The organism is Candidatus Nealsonbacteria bacterium (assembly GCA_026396195.1).
Taxonomy (GTDB): domain Bacteria; phylum Patescibacteriota; class Minisyncoccia; order Minisyncoccales; family JAGGXC01; genus JAPLXH01.
The window spans coordinates 52,693-71,161 of sequence record JAPLXH010000007.1 but is presented as its reverse complement, the minus strand read 5'-3'; the positions used below and the strand labels follow the sequence as shown (position 1 = coordinate 71,161).

Below are 18,469 nucleotides of genomic sequence, written 5' to 3'. Positions count from 1 at the left end.
CTATTGTTTTTTTACCAAAAACATAAACAACCCAATACTTATTTTATAAACATTTTTTCAACAACGACTTCCGCACAACACCAACTAAAAGCCTAAAAAACCCCTTAAAAAAATTTCTATAACAACAATAATAATAAAAAATTAAATATTATTAAAATTATGAAGATTTCAATTTTAAAAGAAAACTTCCTTAGGGGATTAAATATTGTTAGCAAGGCCACTTCAAAATCTTTTACCTTGCCAGTTTTAAACAATGTTTTGCTTTCTACGGAAAAAAATTTTTTAAAAATATCAGGAACTGACCTGGAACTAAGCATTAAATATTGGGCGCTGGCTAAAATCGAAAAAGAGGGGGCTATTGTGGTGCCGGCTAAATTTTTAATCAGTTTAATTGGTTTTATTGCGGAAGAAAAAATAAACATAGAGGTTAAAAACAATACTTTGCACCTGGAGGGGAAAAATTATAAAAATCAAATAAAAGGATTGGGCCCCGAAGACTTTCCTATTATTCCGGAAGTAAAAAGCGAGCTAAATTTACAAATAGACAGTCAGGACCTGGTTCAGGGCTTAACGCAAATAGTGGACATGGCCTCTTCCTCTCAAACAAGGCCGGAAATATCAGGAATTTATCTTTGTTTGGGCGGAGACTCCATAGAAATGGCGGCCACGGACAGTTTTAGGTTGGCCGAAAAAAAAATAAACATCCCCAAGTCACCGTCTTTGCCCGATAAAATTTCTTTAATTGTTCTTCAAAAAACCATCAGGGAAGTAATTAATATTTTTGGAGAAAATTATGAAAAAATAAAAATATTCTTTTCTCCAAATCAAATCATGTTTGAGTCAAAAATGAAAGAAACCCCTCACCCCGAAGTCCAAATTACATCTCGGTTGATTGAAGGAGAATACCCGAATTATAAAGAAATAATTCCAAAAGATTTTAAAACTACCGCAACTCTGTCTAGGCAAGAGTTTTTTAATCAAATAAAAGCCGCCAGTTTGTTTAGCGGAAAAATTAATGAAGTTAAAATCAAAGCAACTCCCAGTCAAGAGATCATTGAGGTTTTTGCTCAAAACCCGGACTTAGGACAAAGCAGCTCTCAAATGAAGGGAAAAATTAAAGGAGAAAAAACAGAAATTTCTTTTAATTATCGCTTCCTTGTTGACGGGTTAAATAATATTAAAAGCAAAGAAATAATATTTGAGCTTAACGGAGAAGACGGCCCCGGAGTGTTAAGGCCCGTTGACGACAAAAATTTTATTTATGTTGTAATGCCGATTAAAAGCACTTAAAAAATCGGATTTTGTTTTACCCAAAATTTAACCCCTTCTTCCCAGTTTTTATATTGATAATCTTGATAAGGGTCGGTAGGCGTAGCCTCCGATAAATTATTTTTGTCAATATAATAAAGAATAGAGTGGGGATTTTGTTTGTCAATTTCACCATTTAAAATAGAGATTGAACTCGTTGTTTTTTCCGGCTTTGTAAATTCTTGCTTTGGATATTTTAATAGCATTTTTTCCATAAATTTATGGAAAATAGGAGCAGCGGAGACCACTCCGGGCTCTTTATTCATTGGAGAGTTATTATTGTTTCCCGCCCATACTCCCACCGTGATAGAGGGAGTGTACCCAATAGCCCAGCCATCTCTGTATTCTTGGGTTGTTCCGGTTTTTACCGCGACTTGTGATTCCGGAAAATGCAAAGGAGAGTTTAACCCAAAAATTGGAGCTCTTGCTTCGTTGTCCGATAAAATATCATTAATTTTTCTGCAAGTTTGAATGTCCAAAACTCTTTTTAGGGTTTTTTTATTTTCTTCAATCAGATTACCCTGACTATCTTCAATTTTTAAAATACTTACCGGAGGGACAACTAATCCTTCTGTGGCAAAAACACCGTAAGCCGAAGTCATGTCTATTAGCTTTACTTCCCCTCCCCCCAAAACCAAAGCCAGTCCGTAACGAGAAGGCCCTTCGTTTAAAGTTGTAATTCCCAGACTATGGGCCGTTTTTATAGCATTCTCTACTCCTACTAAATAAAGGGTTTTAACTGAAGTTACGTTAATGGATTGGGCAAGAGAATTACGCAAGCTAAGAGGTCCCTTAAACTTGCCGGTATAGTTAAAGGGATGATAACAGTCTAATCCGTACTGGTCTTTGAGTTGGTTTCCGTCAGGGCTGCAGTTAGGGTTAAATTCAGTTTTAACGTCCCATAAAATTGTTTCCGGGGTAAATCCTTTTTGAAAAGCAGCGGCATAAGCAAAGGGCTTAAAAGCTGACCCCGGTTGCCGGCCCGGACTGTTTTTTGTTCCAACGGCCACGTTGAATTTGGGATCAAACAGGCAATTTTTTCCGGAAACGCAATTTACAGGATATTGAGTCCCAAACCAATCTGCGGAACCTACCATTGCTAAAATTTCTCCGTTATTTGGATTTATTGCCACTAAAGCGGCATTATAAGCGTTATAGCTCTTATTATTTTCAACGCCATCTTTTACCAGTTTTTCTGCTAATTCCTGGGCCTCCCAATCTAAGCTGGTATAAACCTTCAGTCCGTTTTCTTCTAAAAAATCAATTCCATATTTTTCGATTAAATAATTTTTAACAAAAAGGGTAAAGTGAGGAGCTTTAATTGATTCAGAAAATTCAGAAAAAATTATTTCTTCTTTTTGGGCCATTTCTTTTTCTTCCTTTGTCACAAACCCCAATTTTTCCATTTGATCTAAAACATAATTTTTTCTTTTTAACAAAGCTTCTTTATCTTCTCCGTAAGGAGATAATCTTGTCGGAGCTTGGATTAAAGCCGCTAAAATAGCAGCCTGGCCCAAAGAAAGGTCTTTTGCAGGCTTTTTAAAGAAGGTTTGGCTGGCGGCTTCCGCGCCGTAAGCGTTCGAGCCGAAAGGAACCTGATTCAAATACCATTCTAAGATTTGTTCTTTGGAATATTTTCTGTCTAGCTCTAAACTCAAAACAATTTCTCTTATTTTTCTTTCAGCTGTTTTTTCTTGGCTTAATAAAGAAGAACGGATTAATTGTTGGGTTATTGTCGATCCCCCAACCCAATCAGACTGTTTTTTAAGTTTTAAATTAATCAAGACAGAACGGCCAATTCCCCTGAGGTCAATGCCATAATGTTGATAGAAGTTTGCGTCTTCAGTTGCTATCACGGCCTTTTTTAAATAATCCGAGATTTGGTCTAAGGGCACTATTTCTCTTTTTTCTTCTCCGTGGATGTCGTACAAAAGAACCTTGCCGGTTCGATCGTAAATTTTAGTAGACTGAAAAATTTTTCTTTCCAAAAAATTTTCAGGGCGAGGAATATCTTTGGCGTAATAAATAAAAATTATTATTAAGGCGGAAAACAGCAAGAAAAGACAAGCTAAAAAAAACTTAAAAACAAAAAAAACGCTTTTTTTCTTTTTATTTTCCTGGTACACTTTTAAGGGTTTTTTTCTTATTGCCATAAAATTGGAATATTTATCATTATTCTAATTAAATTAATGGAAATTGGCAATTTTATTATTTTTTTTGTATGATATAAAAATATGATAAAAGAAAATGAAACACAAAAAATAGAAGAAATTCTGGAAAGACTGGAAAACGTTTATCCTTCCAAAGAAGAACTAAAAAGGGTTTTAAAGTCAGAGAAGAAGCTTACGATTTATAACGGCATAGACCCTACCGCTCCCTTTTTACACCTGGGACACTCCGTAAACCTTTTTATTTTAAAAAGATTCCAGGAATTGGGGCATAAAATAATTTTATTGATTGGAGATTTTACCGCTCAAGTTGGGGACCCTACCGGAAAGGATAAAAAAAGAAAAATCTTAACCAAAGAAGAGGTTTTAAAAAATTGTCAAAAATATCAAGAACAGGCCGGTAAAATAATAGATTTTCAAGGAAAAAACCCAGCTATTTTAAGGTTTAACAGCGAATGGTGGGAGAAAATTAATTCCAAAGATTTTTTAAAAATTTTATCTTTTTTTACCGTTCAAAGAATGTTGGAAAGAGACATGTTTCGAAAAAGACAAGAAGAAAAAAAGCCAATTTGGTTGAATGAATTTATTTACCCTGTCCTGCAAGGATACGATTCGGTGGCCATGGACGTTGACGCTGAAGCTGGGGGCAACGACCAGACCTTTAATATGCTGGTCGGGAGAGAGATGATGAAAGCTTATAAAAATAAAGAAAAAATAGTTATAACTTGGCCGCTTATTTCGGCTGAAAAAGGAGGAAAGAAAATGTCAAAAAGCGAAGGAGAAGTCATTGCTTTAAATGATTCTTCCAACGAAATGTACGGCAAAACAATGTCTCTGCCCGATGAAGTCATTGTTTCTATTTTTAAGCTATGCACCCTTTTAGGTAGCAAAGAAATTGGAGAAATAAGAAAAGTTTCTTTGCGTGATCAAAAAGCAAGACTAGCTAAAGAAATTGTAAAAATTTATCACGGAGAAAAAAAGGCCCAAGAAGCGGAAAAAGAATTCAACAGAATTTTTAGAGACAAAAAAAATCCTTCCGATGTTCCCGAAATGTTGATTAAAGAGAAAAAAATAAACATTCTTGATTTGTTGGTAATGGCCAGCCTTGTTCCTTCTAAATCAGAAGCCAAGAGATTAGTCTTGCAGGGAGGGGTAAAAATTAATAACGAAACCCAAAAAGACTGGCAGAAAACAATAGAGGTTAAAAAAGGGGATGTTTTGAGGGCAGGCAAAAGAAAATTTGTTAAGATAAAATAAACGCTTTAAATCAAAAACCCGGCGAAAGCCGGGTTTTTTGTATGATATTGCAAAAAATATTATTCCTCTGTTTCTTCTTCCTCTTCCTCCTCCTCTGTCTCTTCGCCCTCTTTTATTTCTTCATCTCCTGTGCTTGTTCCTTCTTCTTCGTCAAAATAAAAAGCGGTTTTTTCTTGAAACATTTTTTAATAATTAAATTTTTAAGACTTGCGACCTTTTTAAAACATACTTCAATTATATTTTTTGGAGACTTATTGTCAAGCTTTTTGTTTTTTAAATAATATTTTAGTTGTTAGGGCGCCGCAAATGGCAATTCCTAAAGCATCGGAAATATCATCGGGCTTTGGAATTTTTTTTAAATTAAGCATTTTTTTAACTTTCTTTTGAACTTTTTCTTTTTCTGCCCAGCCATATCCGGTAATAGTTAATTTTACCTGCAAGGGAGCAAATTCAATAACAGGAACTTTTTTTCTGGCGGCTGCCAGCAGAATTACTCCTTTTGCCTGGCTGACCGGGATGGCGGTTTTTAAGTTTCTAAAAAAGAAAAGGGATTCAATAGCTAAAATTTTCGGTTGGTGTTTTTTTATTAAACCAGATATCTCGCTGTTTATTTTTTTTAATCTTTCTCCGGTTTTAGATTCGGGACTGGTTTTGATGCAGCCATATTCAACGGCTCGGAGATTTTTATTTTTTTTTACTTCTATAACTCCATAGCCGGTAGTCGCCGTTCCCGGGTCTATCCCCAAAATAATCATAAAATTTATTTTTAAACTTAATTAATCTTGTAAGTTTGAATAAGTTTCTTGTACGTCATCGCTTTCATCCAGGGCCTCAAAAAGTTTTTCACAAGAATCAAGCTCCTTTTTTTCAACCTGAACTTTGTTTTTAGCAACCCAATCTACGGAACTCCCTTCTGTTTTTATTTTTTGATTTTCAAGGTTGTTTTTTATCTTCTCTAAATTTTCAACTTTTGAATAAATTTCCAATAAATTTTCGTGCCAAAAAAAATCTTCAGCTCCCGATTCAATAATTTTTAATTCCAAGTCTTCTTTGCTGATTTTCGGCTCCTGGGATTCTAAGCTTAATGTTATTACTCCTTTTTTTTCAAACATCCACTTGACTGACCCTTCATTAGCAATTTTTCCGTTGTTCTGGCTTAGGATTTGCTTTATATCTTGGAATGTTCGTTTATTATTATCAGTGATTCCTTCAATAATTAGAGCTACATTTCCCGGACCGTAAGCCTCAAAAACAAAAGATTCCAATTCCGCTTCCTTGAGCTCGCCCGTCCCCCTTTTAATCGCCCTTTCTATATTGTCCTTGGGCATGTTAAATTTTTTAGCTTTTTCGACGGCTATTCTTAAAGAAGGATTGCTGTCAGGGTCTTTGCCTTTATCTTTTGCCGCAATGGAAATTTCCCGAGACATTTTAGAAAAAACCTTGCCTCGTTTTTGATCGGCGATTCCTTTCTGATATTTGATTGAATGCCAATGAGAATGACCGCTCATATATTATCAACTTATCTCAGTTTCCCTTCTAAATCAAGCTTTTTAGAAAGAATTAAACAGAAAACCTTTTTTTAAATAATATAAAAAACATTCCGGACAAAAAAGATAAAGAAAAGGCGACCAATAAAATAAAAGAGAAATTAAACTTAGGAATGGTTTGATAGATAGAGGCCATTCCTTTTGTTTTAATAGGGTTTGTTAATTTTTCTATTTTTTGATAATCAATGCTTGAGCTTGTATTGTGGCTATTGTTTTTTGAGTCGGGCAGAATATTTTGTTTTCCCGGCGTTGGCAAAGAATTCCAAGTCCATTCGTTGTTTATTCTGCTATAAGACTTGCCCTGAGGGGACTTTTTAAAAGAAATGTTGTCTATTGTTTCGCCGGCAGGATTAATCAATAAAACCGAATCGCCGTCGTTATTTAAAGTAATTTTAGTCAAAGAATCGGGAAGAACTAAAAAGCCATTATTTTTTATAATAGTTTCTTGGGGAAAAGAATATACCTGTGTTTTTCCTAAAACATCCGTTATCTGCCAGCCGGAAAGATTAAGGGCGTCGCCTCCATTAAAAATTTCTATCCATTCATTTCCTTTGTCAGGGCCATCCGGAGACGGCAATAATTCGTTTATGTAGATTTGGGAAGGAGAGCTAAACGAAAAAGCGGACGAAGCAAAGGATTGAATTTCCTTATCCATCACTCTTCCATTTTCGTCGTTTGTTTTGCTTTTTACTTCATTTGCCCCCATTGAGCTCTCTTTTTTGGGGGTTCCTCCGGGATTTCCAGAGGACAACCAATTATTATTATCACTGCCCGGCCCTAAAGGACTTTTTCTTTCCATGGTTTGCTTCGTTTCGTTGTTTCCGGCGAACCAGCCGTTTTCACAGTTTATTTCGTCAATTATTTGATTTTCATTGTCTGTCAATTTAATATGTTCTCCGGAGTTGTTCAGCGCTCCTTTGTAGATTAAATCAGCCGAAACTTCAGGCAAGCTTTGGTCGTCGGTTCTTTCTAATATAAAAAATCCTTTTGGCGCTATTTTTCCGACAAGCTCTATATTAAATTTGCTGTTTTCCGATTTAATCTTCCAGCCGGCAAGATCTAATTCTAAAGAAGAATTATTATAAAGCTCCAGCCATTCATCGTTATAAGATTTTTCAGTTCCCATCCAGGCAATCTCGTTAATTATCAGGTCTAACGGTTGAAGGGCAATAGCGCTCAACGGTTTTAAAAGGCAGAACGATAAAAAAAATATCAAAACGAATATTTTTTCCATTATTTTAAAAATTAAAACAGGATATTTTCTTAAAATTAAAGCGAAGAATATGATTATATTCTTTTTTCCAAAAATAAACCTCTAGGGAATAGAGGTATTGACAAAAAATTAAAAGTATTATATAATTAGCTATTAAGAAAGTGGCTCCTAGTCTGGGGGCAGGAGTTTCTCTTGACGGGTAGTCTGGAGTTTCTCGAGACTATTCCTCAGAGAGATTTTGTCTTTAGGTCTAACGACCTAATTTTCCCCCAGACTAGGAGCCGTTTTTTTATTCAACCACCCTTTCCACCTCTTCTATTGTAGTTGTGCCCTCTAAAACCTTAATTAATCCGTCTTGACGCATGGTAATCATTCCTTTCTTTACTATCATTTCCCTTAAAGCAGAAATTGAAGGCGAGGTTAAAATAAATTTTTCGATTTCCGGGTCCACCAAAAAAACTTCAAAAATTCCGACTCTTCCCGAATATCCGGTGAAATTGCATTCCTTGCATCCCTTAGCTTCAATAATTTTTATTTTATCTATTAAGGGGACTAAATTTTTTGTTTTTATTTCTACGTCTCTCAGTCCGGCTTTAATTTTTTCCGCTTCTTCTGCTGAAGCGGTTCTTCGTTTTCCGCATTTTTTGCAAACTTTTCTCACTAATCTTTGGGCTACCGCCATGCTTAGGGCCGGAGCGATATTAACCGGGTTTGCTCCCAAGGAAATCAGCCTGGTTATCGTCCCCGCGGCGTCATTAGCATGCAAAGTAGAAAGAACCAAGTGTCCGGTTAGGGCAGCCTGAAGGGCTATTTCTACGGTTTCCAAGTCCCTGATTTCCCCTACTAATATTACGTCTGGGTCTTGGCGCATAATTGATTTCAGTCCGGAAGCAAAATCATAACCCTTTTTTGCTACGACCTGAGTTTGAGAAATTCCCTTTAAATGATATTCTATCGGGTCTTCAATGGTGATTATTTTAATTTTTGGGTTTTGAATGTCTTTTAAAAAAGTATAAAGCGTGGTTGTTTTTCCGGAGCCGGTGGGACCGGTTACGATAATCATTCCGTTGGGTTTTTTAATTTCATTTTTAAAAAGATTAAATAAATCTTCTCTTAATCCCAAGTCTTCTATGCTAACCAAGTCTTTTGGATTTAATATTCTTAACACAATTGATTCTCCGTATTGGGAGGGCAAAGTAGAAGACCTGATTTCAATGGGGTTATTTTGAACTAAAATAGAAAAACGACCATCTTGGGGTCGTTCAGCGACGTTTAATTTAAGCTCAGACAAGAGTTTTAAGCGAGAAACAATTTTATTAGAAATTTCAATAGGAATGGATGCCACTTCATGTAAAATTCCGTCAATCCTTACTCTTAACCTCGAATCTTTTTCCTGAGGTTCAATGTGGACGTCGGAAGCCTTGAGACTCATTGATCCTCCCAGAACTATTGAAATAAGGTCGGTAATTTTTTCATTCAGGTTTTTTTCAATGCTTTTTTGGAAATCCGAAATATTGTTAATCTCCTTTTGAATTTTTAAAAAAAACTGTTCGGGTATTTCTATTTGTTTGGTAATTTCTTGATTCATTGTAAAATGAATAAATAAAATTAATTTAATTTATATCAATTAAAGGAAATAGTCAATTGTGGAAACATGGAAATAAAAAGTCATAGCCCGCTTGAAACAAAAGAAAAAGGAAAAAACTTGGCTAAAAAAATTTTAAAGGACAAAAATGATAAAAAAGCCAAGGTTTTAGCATTAGAGGGAGATTTGGGCGGAGGCAAGACCACTTTTTTGCAGGGCTTTGCCAAGGGACTGGGAATAAAAGATAAAATTTTAAGCCCAACCTTTGTTTTGATGAAAAAATTTGAAATTCCTAAAAATAAAAAATTTAAAAATTTTTATCATTTTGATTGCTATCGGATAAAAGGCCCGAAAGAAATATCAGAGCTCGGATTCAACGAAATTGTTTCCGACCCCCAAAATATTATAGCCATTGAATGGGCGGAAAGAATCAGAGGGATTTTGCCAACCAACAAAACCTTATTAAAATTTAATTTTTTAAACAAAAAAAACAGAAAAATATGGATAAAAAACGTTTAATTATTATTGATAGCAACTCTGTAATTCACAGGGCTTTTCATGCCCTGCCTCCCCTAACCAATAAAAAAGGAGAGCCGTTGGGGGCGGTTTACGGGTTTTTACTGGTTTTTTTAAAAGCATTAAAAGAATTTCAGCCGGATTTTGTAGCAGCCACTTTTGATTTGCCCGGCGTTACTTTCCGCCACCTGGAATTTAAGCCCTACAAAGCAAAAAGACCTAAAATGCCGGATGAACTTTCCGGCCAAATTCCCAGGATTAAAGAGATTCTTAAAGCTTTTAATATAGTTATTTTTGAAAAACAAGGATTTGAAGCGGACGATATAATTGCCACTATAGCCAAATTAGCTCCCAAGAAACAAGTAATTCCCGAGATCGAAACCATTATTTTAAGCGGAGATGCCGATATTTTTCAATTAGTCAATGAAAACACGAAAGTTTACAGCTTAAAAAAAGGCATTAAAAATACGATTTTATATGATTTCGAAAAAGTTAAAGAAAAATACGGCGGATTAACTCCGGAACAATTGCCCGATTTTAAAGGATTAAGAGGAGACCCTTCCGACAACATCCCGGGAGTCAGGGGAATAGGAGAAAAAAACGGCATTAAATTAATAAAAGAATTCGATAGCTTGGACAATCTTTACGGAGAACTAGAATTAAGCACCGAAAAATCAAAATTAATTTCTTCTAAAACAAAAGAAGCTTTATTCAAACACAAAGAAGACGCTTTCCTGAGTAAAAAGTTAATTCAGGCGAAATGCGATGTTCCCATCGAATTCGACTTGGATGTTTGTCGTTTCGGCAAGTACGAAAAAGAAAAAATAATAAAAATTTTTCAGGAAATGGAATTCTATAGTTTAATAGACAGGCTCGGCGAGTTTAAGGTTTTTGAAGAAAGATAGAATATGTTAAAATTAATGAATAAAAAACAATTATTAAAATAAGGCAATGATAATGGAAAACGATAAAAAAATAAAAACAGGAGAGGTTGATTTAAAGGAAAGCCAGATCTTGGACGAAAAAATGGTCCACGAAGCCTTATTGAACATCTTGGAAGATGTTGAAGATGCCCGCATTAGAGCGGTGGAAGAAAAAAATAAGACCTTGGCCATTATTACCAATTTTTCCGATGGTCTTTTGGCTTTCGACGAACAGCAAGATTTAATTTTAATTAATCCGAGTGCTGAGGATTTTTTTGAAGTGAAAGCCCCCGAGGTAATTGGAAAATCACTTTTACGGCTTGCGGAGTTCCCGAGACTTAAGGGTTTGATTGATTTTTTTATTCCGGAAGCCAAAGAGATTTTTAGAAAGGAGCTTAAGGTGAAAGAAATTCTGATTTTGGAAGTTTCAATTATCCACATAAAAAGAGGCAAAGAAATTTTTGGCAATTTGGTGATTTTGCACGACATTACAAGGGAAAAAGAAATAGAAAGGATAAAAAGCGAATTCGTTTCTTTAACTGCTCATCAATTAAGAACGCCGCTTTCGGCCATTAAATGGACATTAAAGATGATATTGGATGGAGATTTGGGAAAAATTAGCAAAGACCAAAAAGAATATTTGCAAAAAACTTATGTTTCCAATGAAAGAATGATTCATCTTATCAATGACCTGTTGAACGTCAGCAGGATTGAGGAGGGAAAGTATCTTTATCGCCCTGCTTTTGTGCAATTGGATGATTTAACTCAGTCGGTCATTAACTCTTATAAAAGTGAGCTTGAGCGAAGAAAAATTAAGCTTGTTTTCGAAAAATCAGAAAAATTATTGCCGAAGGTTAAAATTGACGTTGAAAAAATAAATTTAGTGATTACGAATTTTTTAGACAATGCCGTAAAATATACTCCTTCCAAGGGCGAGGTAAAAATTTGTTTAAATTTTATAAGCAAAAACAAAGAAATAGAATTTTCCATAAAAGACTCGGGTATTGGGATTCCGGATAGAGACAAAAAGCGATTATTTACAAAATTTTTCAGGTCAGAAAACGCAGTCAGGATGGAAACCGACGGTTCCGGCCTGGGTCTTTTTATCACCAAAAATATCATAGAAGCTCATGGGGGGCGAGCTTGGTTTGAATCTGAGGTCGGAAAAGGCTCAACTTTTTATTTTACCCTCCCTGTTTCCGAGGAGCCGTCCGACCATAAAGAGGAATCAGTTTGATTGTGAAACAATGTGGAAAATAATATTGCAATCTTTCCCGATGAGAGTAAAATAAAAGGAACAAACAATAAAAAGCAATGAAAAAAATTTTAATCATAGAGGACGAAGAAATAATCCTTAATTTACTGCAAAAAAAACTGGAAAAAGAAGGATATGAGGTTTATATCGCTAAAGACGGAAAAGAAGGAGTAAGTAAAATAAAAGAAGTCGTTCCCGACCTTATTTTATTGGATATCGTGATGCCTAAAATGGATGGTTTCAGGGTTATGGAGGAAAAAAATAAGGATAAAAAATTAAAATCAATTCCGGTGATTGTTGTTTCAAATTCCGGCCAACCGGTTGAGATTGACCGCGCCAAATACCTGGGAGCTAAAGACTGGTTGATAAAAACCGAATTTGACCCCCAAGAAGTAATAAAAAAGGTTAAAAAAATAATTGGTTAGTTTTAAAAATAAAATTTTTAAAATATGGCCGAAAGCAAAAAAACAATTTTAATAGTAGAAGACGACAAGTTTTTAAGAGACTTGATGAACCAAAAACTTATAAGAGAAGGATTTGATACTGCAGAAGCCGTTGACGGCGAAGAAGGAATTATAAAAATAAAAGAAGTAAAACCAGATTTAGTTTTACTGGATCTTATTTTGCCCGGGATAGACGGTTTTGAAGTTTTGACTAAAGTAAAAGAAGACCCGACTTTGTCTGGGATTCCGATTATTGTTTTGTCTAATTTGGGCCAGAAAGACGATATTGAAAGAGGATTGCAATTAGGGGCTAAAGATTATTTAATTAAAGCTCACTTTACTCCCGGTGAAGTTATAGAAAAAATCAAAAATATTTTAGGATAAAAATGCCCGAACTTCCGGAAGTAGAAACAACAGTAAGAGATTTAAGAAAAAAGGTCCTATCCAGGACCTTTATTGATGTTTGGACGGATTTTGAAAAGATGATAAAAAACCCCAAGAGCTTCCCGGAATTTAAAAAAGAAATAATTAATAAAAAAATATTAAATGTAAAAAGGAGGGCAAAATTCATTCTTTTTGAGCTTTCCGATGATAAAATTTTATTAATTCATCAAAAACTTACCGGCCATCTTTTGTTGGGCAAGTGGCAGAAACAAAAAACCGGCTGGAAGAGCTTTAAAAAAGATTTTCTTTCAGAAAAAATAAATAGCTATATCCATTTATTGTTTAAATTAGATAATGGAGAAATGCTGGCTTTGTCTGATCTGAGAAAATTTGCCAGAATAGAGTTATGGGGGGCCGACGAGCTTTTCAATTTACAAGAATTCAAAAGCTTAGGGCCGGAACCTTTAGAAAAAAGCTTTACCTTTGAAAAATTTAAAGAAATTTTAAAAAATAAAAAAACCGCCAAAGGCGAGCCTCGCCAAAGGCGGGGCAAGGTTAAGCAAGTTTTGATGGACCCCAATGTCATTGCCGGCATAGGCAATATTTATTCGGATGAAATTTTATTCCAGGCGAAAATCCACCCTTTTAGGTTAATTCCAAGCTTGAAAGAAAAAGAGCTTGAAAGAATTTACCAAAATATCATTAAAATTTTAGAAAAAGGGATTGAATTGAAGGGAGAAAGTTTCAGCGATTGGCGGACAATTGAAGGAAAAAAAGGTTTTTTCGATGATTATCGCAGGGTTTATCAAAGGGAAGGAGAAAAATGTTCTTGTTGCAAGTCGTTAATTTTAAGAAAAAAAATAGGAGGAAGGTCGGCTCATTTTTGCCCCAATTGTCAAAAATTATGATTAAATTTCTTTACGGAAAAGACACTTACAGGTCCGGTCAAAAATTAAAAGACATAATTGAAGAATATAAAAAGCTCCACAAAAACAGGGTAATTTTGAATTATTTTGATTGCTGTTCAGATTTTGAAAAATTTAAGGATGAATTTAATATGGTTTCAATGTTTAGAGACAAGAAAATAGCGGTTTTAACAAATTTTTTTTCTGATTCCGGGATTGAAGAAGAAATTTTAAGTTTTTTAAAAAACAAAAAAGATTTACAGCAAAAAGAAGATTTAATTTTATTTTGCGAAGAAGAAAAAAATAAAACAAAAAAGTCTTTATTCAATTTTTTAAAAAAATACGGCGATTTTCAGGAGTTTAATTTATTGGTTGGTCAAGAGCTCAGGGGTTGGATAAAAGAAGAGTTTAAAAAATACAAAACAGAGGTTGATTCTGACGTCTTGGAAAGCTTGGTTGTCTTTATCGGCAACAATCTGTGGCAACTTTCCAATGAAATCAAAAAACTTGCCCTTTTTGAAATTAAAAAATCGGAAAAAAGAGTCACCAAAAAAGACTTCGACCTTTTGGTGACGTCCAAAATTGAACCGGTTATTTTTGAAACCATCGACGCTATCTCTTATAAAAACAAAAAAAGAGCATTAGCTCTCCTGCATTATCATTTGGAAAAAGGAGACTCTCCTTTTTATATTTTTTCAATGATTAAATTTCAATTTTCCAATCTTTTGATGGTTAAGGATTTAGTTGAAAGAAGAATGGGGTTTTCCCGGTTAAAAATGCATCCTTTTGTTCTGAAAAAAAGCTGTCAATTGTCCGAGCGGTTTAATTTGGAACAATTAAAAAAGATTTACAGGAAAATTTTTCAATTAGACCTTAAAATAAAAACCGGCAAGATTGGACCGGTTTTGGCGATAGACATTTTAATCGGTGAAATTTAATTTTGCTTAGTTTGTTTTCTGTTGATCAAGGCGGTAATCCTTGATTTTTTTCGGGAAGCCGCATTTTTTTTAATTAAACCGGATTTTGCCGTTTTATCTAAGATTTTGTAAATTTTAGGCAAAAGCTTCTTAGCTTCATCGGTTTTATTTTGAGAAACTAAAGTTCTCGCCTCTTTAATAAAGTCTTTTATTTTTCTTTTTTTTACCGAATTTATTTTTCTCCTTTTTAAGTTCTGCCTTAAGGCTTTTTTTGCCGAATTGGTTATTGGCATATTTTTATTTTTTAAACTCTAATCAGGATAGCAAATTTTAAAATTTTTGCAATAGCTTTTAATTAAAGCCCTGTTTTTTGATTTTATTTATTAAATCTCTTATTTGAACCGCTTTTTCAAAGTCTAATTCTTTTGCCGCCCTATCCATTTCTTTTCCCAGAAATTTAATGTCTTTTATCGCGCCAAATTCCAGCTTAAAAACATCTTTTTTTGCGGCAAATGGCCAATTTTTTATTTCCTTTATAATTGCCTTGGGGGAAATATTATTTACTTTGTTATATTTTTCTTGAATTTTTCTTCTTTTGTTTATTTCTTTTATGGCGTTTTTCATTGATAGGGTAATTTTATCGGCATATAAAATTACATGGCCTTCCGGATGCCGGGCCGCCCGGCCCATGGTTTGGATTAAGGTTGTTTCCGTCCTTAAGAAACCCTCCTTGTCGGCGTCTAAAATTGCAACCATCGCCACTTCCGGCAGGTCCAGGCCCTCCCTTAAAAGATTAATGCCCACCAAAACGTCGTATTTTCCTTCCCTGAAGTCTTTTAAAATCTGGGGCCTTTCCAAAGTTTTTATTTCAGCGTGGAGCCACTGAGTTTTAATTTTTTCCTCAGTTAAATGGTCGGACAAGGCCTCCGCTAACCTTTTAGTCAAAGTTAAAACTAAAACTCTTTGTTTTTTTTCAATTTTTTTTCTGATTTCTCCGATTAAATCCTTGACTTGATTTTTAGTCGGCCTTATCTCAATCGATGGTTCTAAAAGCCCCGTGGGCCTTATCAACTGCTTAATAATGTTTTTTTTATTTGTTTTGTTTTTTTCAAAGTGACCGGGAGTCGCTGAAACATAAACAACTTGGTTGATTTTCTTTTCAAATTCTTCAAAAGTCAATGGCCGGTTGTCCAGAGCCGAAGGCAATCTGAAACCGTAATTAATAAGCGTTTTTTTACGAGCCTTGTCTTGGTTGGCCATTGCTTGAATTTGAGGCAGGGTCATATGGGATTCATCAATGAAAATTAAAAAATCCTTGGGGAAATAATCAATCAGGGCGTAAGGCGGTTCTTTTGGCTTTCTAAACTCCAAATGCCTGGAGTAGTTTTCTATTCCATGGCAAAAACCCGTTTCTTCGAGCATTTCCAAGTCATAATTTGTTTTACTTTCTAATCTCCGGGCTTCCGTCGGTTTTTTTTGTCTTTTGAATTTTTTTAATTGTTCTTGAAGTTCCAGCTTTATGTTTTCCAAAGATATTTTTAACTTATTTTGAGGCCCCAACCAAAAATGAGCCGGGAAAATTTTGATTTTTTGGCCGCAAGGCTTAAATTGAGGCGATAAGGAGTTTTTAGACAAGTAAATCTTGCGAATCTTATCATTTAAAAATTCAATTCTTAAAATTTCTTTTCCGGTAACCAAAGAAATATCAACCATATCCCCTCTCGCTCTGAAACTTCCGGGCTTAAAATCAATATCGTTTCTCTGGTATTGCAGGGAAGTTAAATGGCGGATAAATTCTTTTCGGCTTATTTTTTGGCCGGGCTTTATTTCCAAAGATATTTTTTGGTAATTTTCCGGAGAGCCGATGTTATAAATACAAGAAACCGAAGCCACTATGATTATGTCTTTTCTGATCAGCAAATCCTGGGTGGCGGCATGCCTTAATCTGTCAAGCTCTTCGTTGATTTTTGCGTCTTTCTCAATATAAGTGTCGGTTTGGGGCAGATAAGCCTCCGGTTGATAATAGTCGTAATAAGAAACAAAATAATGCACCCCGGCTTCCGGGAAAAAATCTTTAAATTCTTGGTAAAGCTGGGCGGCCAAGGTTTTGTTATGGCTGATAATCAAGGTTGGCTTTTGGATTTTTTCAATTAAGTTAGCCAAAGTAAAGGTTTTACCGCTTCCGGTAACTCCTAATAAGATTTGATGCTTTTCTCCTTTTTTTAAATTTTTAACCAAGCTTTTTATTGCCTTGGGTTGATCTCCGGTAGGCTTGAATTTTGAAACTAATTTAAACATGTTAATATAATTTAAAGCGAAAAAGGCTTTGTTTATGAATTTTATATGAAAAAAATAATAAGAAAAATAGCCCCTAACTTTTTAATAAACTTTTATCATTTCGGGTTGGCGTTTTTGGGAGCTGTTTTATATTTTTTCCCTTCCCGAAAAATGAAAATAATTGGCGTGACCGGCACCAATGGCAAGTCTACCGTGGTTTATTTAATAAGTAAAATTTTAGAAGAAGCCGGTTTTAGCGTGGGATCGGTTTCCACTATTAAATTTAAAATAAAAGATAGGGAATGGCTTAATACTCTTAAAATGACAATGCCCGGTCGTTTTAAGTTGCAAAAATTTTTAAGGCAGGCCTTAAATCAGGGTTGCCAATATGTCGTGGTAGAGGTTAGCTCAGAGGGGCTTTTACAGTCCCGTCACAAATTTATAGATTTTGATGCTGCTATTTTTACCAATTTAACTCCCGAGCACATTGAAACCCACGGTTCCTTTGAAAAATACAGAGAAGCCAAGGGAAAATTATTTAAATCATTAAGGGGAAGCAAAAAGTCAAAAACAACATCAATTATTAATCTGGACGACCCTAACGCCGATTATTTTTTAAAGTTTGAAGCGGACAGAAAAATAGGATACGGATTAAATAGTGAGCCAACCGATAAAGTTTCTAATTTTTTGAAAGCGATAAAAACAGAGGCAACAGACCAAGGGCTTAAATTCGTATTGGCTGACACAACTTTTAATTTAAAACTAAGGGGTGTTTTTAATATTTATAATTCCCTCTCGGCAATTGCTTCGGCTTTGTCTCAAGGAATTGATTTGAAAACCTGCAAGAGGGCTTTAGAAAAAATAGAAGTTGTTTCCGGCCGAATGGAGGAAGTGATCAGCTCTCCCTTCAAGGTGTTTGTTGATTATGCTCACACCCCGGACGCGCTTTCTAAGGCTTATTCAGCCTTGCCCAAGGATTCTTTAAAAATTTGCGTTTTGGGTTCTTGCGGTGGCGGCAGGGATAAATGGAAAAGACCTAAAATGGGAGAAATTGCTTCCCAATTTTGCAATCAAATTATTTTAACCAACGAAGATCCTTACGATGATAACCCAGTCCAGATTATTAAAGAAATTGCTTCTGGTATTCAAAACCAATCAATCGGCCTTACGGAGATTTTGGACCGTCGGGAAGCGATAAAACAGGCCCTAGCGCTGGCGAAAAAGGGAGACACAGTAATAATCACCGGCAAGGGCTCGGAACCTTGGATGTGCGTGGCTGGAGCAAAAAAAATACCTTGGGATGACAGAGAAATTGCCAGGGAAGAGTTTAAAAAATTAACCCTTCGTTAAACCCAAAGGTTAATGCTGAGATTATCGAAGTGCTGGGTTTATAAAAAACAATTTTTTATTTTTATTAAAACCCCGATTTTTTCGGGGTTTTAAGTTTCAAAATATTCGTTACAATTGTTTTGAAAATATATATAATATAATTGCCTCGCAACACTGAGACAAGAAATATTTCTGGACAAGAAACAATTAAAAGTTTAAAATCAAAAAGAATCATCATGGGTTATTTTTTAATTAAAAATTATGAAGCGTAAAGAAAAACTATCCAGAAGCATTCGTAAATTTATTCGCAAGGAAAAAAGCCGTATTTATAGGGAATTTTTTGATTTGGAAAAACAAAAAAAAGCGATTGAAGAGCTTTATAAAAAGTTTGTTAAGATTAAAGAAGAAAAAATTGTAAAAAATCCGGAAATAAAATAAAATT

19 protein-coding genes are annotated in these 18,469 nt (G+C 34.8%); 11 read left to right on the top strand and 8 right to left on the bottom strand.

Going from position 1 to position 18,469, the window contains the following annotated elements; genetic code table 11:
- Positions 1–159: 159 nt before the first annotated feature.
- Positions 160–1,290, top strand: a complete 1,131-nt coding sequence (gene dnaN, locus NTU58_02790; protein MCX6764612.1) for a DNA polymerase III subunit beta — start codon at positions 160–162, stop codon at positions 1,288–1,290.
- Here the strand turns inward: dnaN and NTU58_02785 are convergent.
- Positions 1,287–3,461 (bottom strand): transglycosylase domain-containing protein, encoded by a 2,175-nt coding sequence (locus NTU58_02785; GenBank protein MCX6764611.1) that lies wholly within the window; start codon positions 3,459–3,461, stop codon positions 1,287–1,289. The genes dnaN and NTU58_02785 overlap by 4 nt on opposite strands.
- 81 nt (positions 3,462–3,542) lie before the next feature.
- On the opposite strand from NTU58_02785, the gene tyrS reads away from it, so the two are divergent.
- Positions 3,543–4,733 (top strand): tyrosine--tRNA ligase, encoded by a 1,191-nt coding sequence (gene tyrS / locus NTU58_02780; GenBank protein ID MCX6764610.1) that lies wholly within the window; start codon positions 3,543–3,545, stop codon positions 4,731–4,733.
- A gap of 59 nt (positions 4,734–4,792) precedes the next feature.
- Here tyrS and NTU58_02775 read toward each other — a convergent pair whose 3' ends face one another.
- The 5 genes from NTU58_02775 to NTU58_02755 all read right to left on the bottom strand — a co-directional run bounded on the left by NTU58_02775 (position 4,793) and on the right by NTU58_02755 (position 9,081).
- On the bottom strand, positions 4,793–4,915 hold the full coding sequence (locus NTU58_02775; protein MCX6764609.1) for a hypothetical protein: 123 nt from the start codon (positions 4,913–4,915) through the stop codon (positions 4,793–4,795).
- Between the two features lie 75 nt (positions 4,916–4,990).
- On the bottom strand, positions 4,991–5,488 hold the full coding sequence (gene ruvC / locus NTU58_02770; GenBank protein ID MCX6764608.1) for a crossover junction endodeoxyribonuclease RuvC: 498 nt from the start codon (positions 5,486–5,488) through the stop codon (positions 4,991–4,993).
- A 21-nt stretch (positions 5,489–5,509) separates the two neighbouring features.
- Entirely contained in the window at positions 5,510–6,241 is a 732-nt protein-coding gene (locus tag NTU58_02765; GenBank protein ID MCX6764607.1) for a YebC/PmpR family DNA-binding transcriptional regulator, read from the bottom strand.
- 52 nt (positions 6,242–6,293) lie between these two features.
- Positions 6,294–7,514, bottom strand: coding sequence for a lamin tail domain-containing protein (locus tag NTU58_02760; GenBank protein ID MCX6764606.1), 1,221 nt, complete (start codon positions 7,512–7,514; stop codon positions 6,294–6,296).
- Positions 7,515–7,782: 268 nt separating this feature from the next.
- Entirely contained in the window at positions 7,783–9,081 is a 1,299-nt protein-coding gene (locus NTU58_02755) for a GspE/PulE family protein (GenBank protein ID MCX6764605.1), read from the bottom strand.
- A 66-nt stretch (positions 9,082–9,147) separates the two neighbouring features.
- Between NTU58_02755 and tsaE the strand changes: the two genes are divergently transcribed.
- The 7 genes from tsaE (at position 9,148) to holA (ending at position 14,442) form a co-directional block, all read left to right on the top strand.
- Entirely contained in the window at positions 9,148–9,597 is a 450-nt protein-coding gene (tsaE, locus tag NTU58_02750) for a tRNA (adenosine(37)-N6)-threonylcarbamoyltransferase complex ATPase subunit type 1 TsaE (protein MCX6764604.1), read from the top strand.
- Positions 9,579–10,499 carry a hypothetical protein gene (locus NTU58_02745; GenBank protein MCX6764603.1) on the top strand — a complete coding sequence of 307 codons (921 nt, stop codon included), beginning with the start codon at positions 9,579–9,581 and terminating at the stop codon, positions 10,497–10,499. The genes tsaE and NTU58_02745 overlap by 19 nt, the downstream gene beginning before the upstream one ends.
- A 52-nt stretch (positions 10,500–10,551) precedes the next feature.
- Positions 10,552–11,754, top strand: a complete 1,203-nt coding sequence (locus tag NTU58_02740) for an ATP-binding protein (protein MCX6764602.1) — start codon at positions 10,552–10,554, stop codon at positions 11,752–11,754.
- A 77-nt stretch (positions 11,755–11,831) separates the two neighbouring features.
- On the top strand, positions 11,832–12,197 hold the full coding sequence (locus tag NTU58_02735) for a response regulator (GenBank protein ID MCX6764601.1): 366 nt from the start codon (positions 11,832–11,834) through the stop codon (positions 12,195–12,197).
- Positions 12,198–12,221: 24 nt separating this feature from the next.
- Entirely contained in the window at positions 12,222–12,599 is a 378-nt protein-coding gene (locus NTU58_02730) for a response regulator (GenBank protein ID MCX6764600.1), read from the top strand.
- A 2-nt stretch (positions 12,600–12,601) separates the two neighbouring features.
- Positions 12,602–13,507 (top strand): DNA-formamidopyrimidine glycosylase, encoded by a 906-nt coding sequence (gene mutM / locus NTU58_02725; GenBank protein MCX6764599.1) that lies wholly within the window; start codon positions 12,602–12,604, stop codon positions 13,505–13,507.
- Complete coding sequence (gene holA, locus NTU58_02720; protein ID MCX6764598.1) at positions 13,504–14,442, top strand: DNA polymerase III subunit delta; 939 nt, start codon at positions 13,504–13,506, stop codon at positions 14,440–14,442. The genes mutM and holA overlap by 4 nt, the downstream gene beginning before the upstream one ends.
- On the opposite strand, the gene rpsT is transcribed toward holA, so the two are convergent.
- Complete coding sequence (gene rpsT, locus NTU58_02715; protein ID MCX6764597.1) at positions 14,439–14,714, bottom strand: 30S ribosomal protein S20; 276 nt, start codon at positions 14,712–14,714, stop codon at positions 14,439–14,441. The two genes, holA and rpsT, sit on opposite strands and share 4 nt — an antisense overlap.
- A gap of 58 nt (positions 14,715–14,772) precedes the next feature.
- A complete protein-coding gene (gene uvrB / locus NTU58_02710) occupies positions 14,773–16,719 on the bottom strand; it encodes an excinuclease ABC subunit UvrB (protein MCX6764596.1) in 1,947 nt (648 codons plus the stop codon).
- A gap of 45 nt (positions 16,720–16,764) precedes the next feature.
- Between uvrB and NTU58_02705 the strand changes: the two genes are divergently transcribed.
- Together NTU58_02705 and NTU58_02700 are read left to right on the top strand one after the other, a co-directional pair.
- Positions 16,765–18,048 carry a UDP-N-acetylmuramoyl-L-alanyl-D-glutamate--2,6-diaminopimelate ligase gene (locus tag NTU58_02705; protein ID MCX6764595.1) on the top strand — a complete coding sequence of 428 codons (1,284 nt, stop codon included), beginning with the start codon at positions 16,765–16,767 and terminating at the stop codon, positions 18,046–18,048.
- Positions 18,049–18,288: 240 nt separating this feature from the next.
- Positions 18,289–18,465 carry a hypothetical protein gene (locus tag NTU58_02700; protein MCX6764594.1) on the top strand — a complete coding sequence of 59 codons (177 nt, stop codon included), beginning with the start codon at positions 18,289–18,291 and terminating at the stop codon, positions 18,463–18,465.
- The last annotated feature ends 4 nt before the right edge of the window (positions 18,466–18,469 follow it).

Excerpts from the sequence above, each read along its gene's own strand:
- NTU58_02745 (MCX6764603.1), top strand. The coding sequence starts at position 9,579 with ATGGATAAAAAACGTTTAATTATTATTGATAGCAACTCTGTAATTCAC.
- ruvC (MCX6764608.1), bottom strand. The coding sequence starts at position 5,488 with ATGATTATTTTGGGGATAGACCCGGGAACGGCGACTACCGGCTATGGA.
- NTU58_02730 (MCX6764600.1), top strand. The coding sequence starts at position 12,222 with ATGGCCGAAAGCAAAAAAACAATTTTAATAGTAGAAGACGACAAGTTT.
- mutM (MCX6764599.1), top strand. The coding sequence starts at position 12,602 with ATGCCCGAACTTCCGGAAGTAGAAACAACAGTAAGAGATTTAAGAAAA.
- NTU58_02735 (MCX6764601.1), top strand. The coding sequence starts at position 11,832 with ATGAAAAAAATTTTAATCATAGAGGACGAAGAAATAATCCTTAATTTA.
- NTU58_02705 (MCX6764595.1), top strand. The coding sequence starts at position 16,765 with ATGAAAAAAATAATAAGAAAAATAGCCCCTAACTTTTTAATAAACTTT.
- rpsT (MCX6764597.1), bottom strand. The coding sequence starts at position 14,714 with ATGCCAATAACCAATTCGGCAAAAAAAGCCTTAAGGCAGAACTTAAAA.
- holA (MCX6764598.1), top strand. The coding sequence starts at position 13,504 with ATGATTAAATTTCTTTACGGAAAAGACACTTACAGGTCCGGTCAAAAA.
- NTU58_02775 (MCX6764609.1), bottom strand. The coding sequence starts at position 4,915 with ATGTTTCAAGAAAAAACCGCTTTTTATTTTGACGAAGAAGAAGGAACA.
- NTU58_02760 (MCX6764606.1), bottom strand. The coding sequence starts at position 7,514 with ATGGAAAAAATATTCGTTTTGATATTTTTTTTATCGTTCTGCCTTTTA.
- dnaN (MCX6764612.1), top strand. The coding sequence starts at position 160 with ATGAAGATTTCAATTTTAAAAGAAAACTTCCTTAGGGGATTAAATATT.
- NTU58_02740 (MCX6764602.1), top strand. The coding sequence starts at position 10,552 with ATGGAAAACGATAAAAAAATAAAAACAGGAGAGGTTGATTTAAAGGAA.
- NTU58_02765 (MCX6764607.1), bottom strand. The coding sequence starts at position 6,241 with ATGAGCGGTCATTCTCATTGGCATTCAATCAAATATCAGAAAGGAATC.
- uvrB (MCX6764596.1), bottom strand. The coding sequence starts at position 16,719 with ATGTTTAAATTAGTTTCAAAATTCAAGCCTACCGGAGATCAACCCAAG.
- NTU58_02700 (MCX6764594.1), top strand. The coding sequence starts at position 18,289 with ATGAAGCGTAAAGAAAAACTATCCAGAAGCATTCGTAAATTTATTCGC.
- NTU58_02785 (MCX6764611.1), bottom strand. The coding sequence starts at position 3,461 with ATGGCAATAAGAAAAAAACCCTTAAAAGTGTACCAGGAAAATAAAAAG.
- tyrS (MCX6764610.1), top strand. The coding sequence starts at position 3,543 with ATGATAAAAGAAAATGAAACACAAAAAATAGAAGAAATTCTGGAAAGA.
- NTU58_02755 (MCX6764605.1), bottom strand. The coding sequence starts at position 9,081 with ATGAATCAAGAAATTACCAAACAAATAGAAATACCCGAACAGTTTTTT.
- tsaE (MCX6764604.1), top strand. The coding sequence starts at position 9,148 with ATGGAAATAAAAAGTCATAGCCCGCTTGAAACAAAAGAAAAAGGAAAA.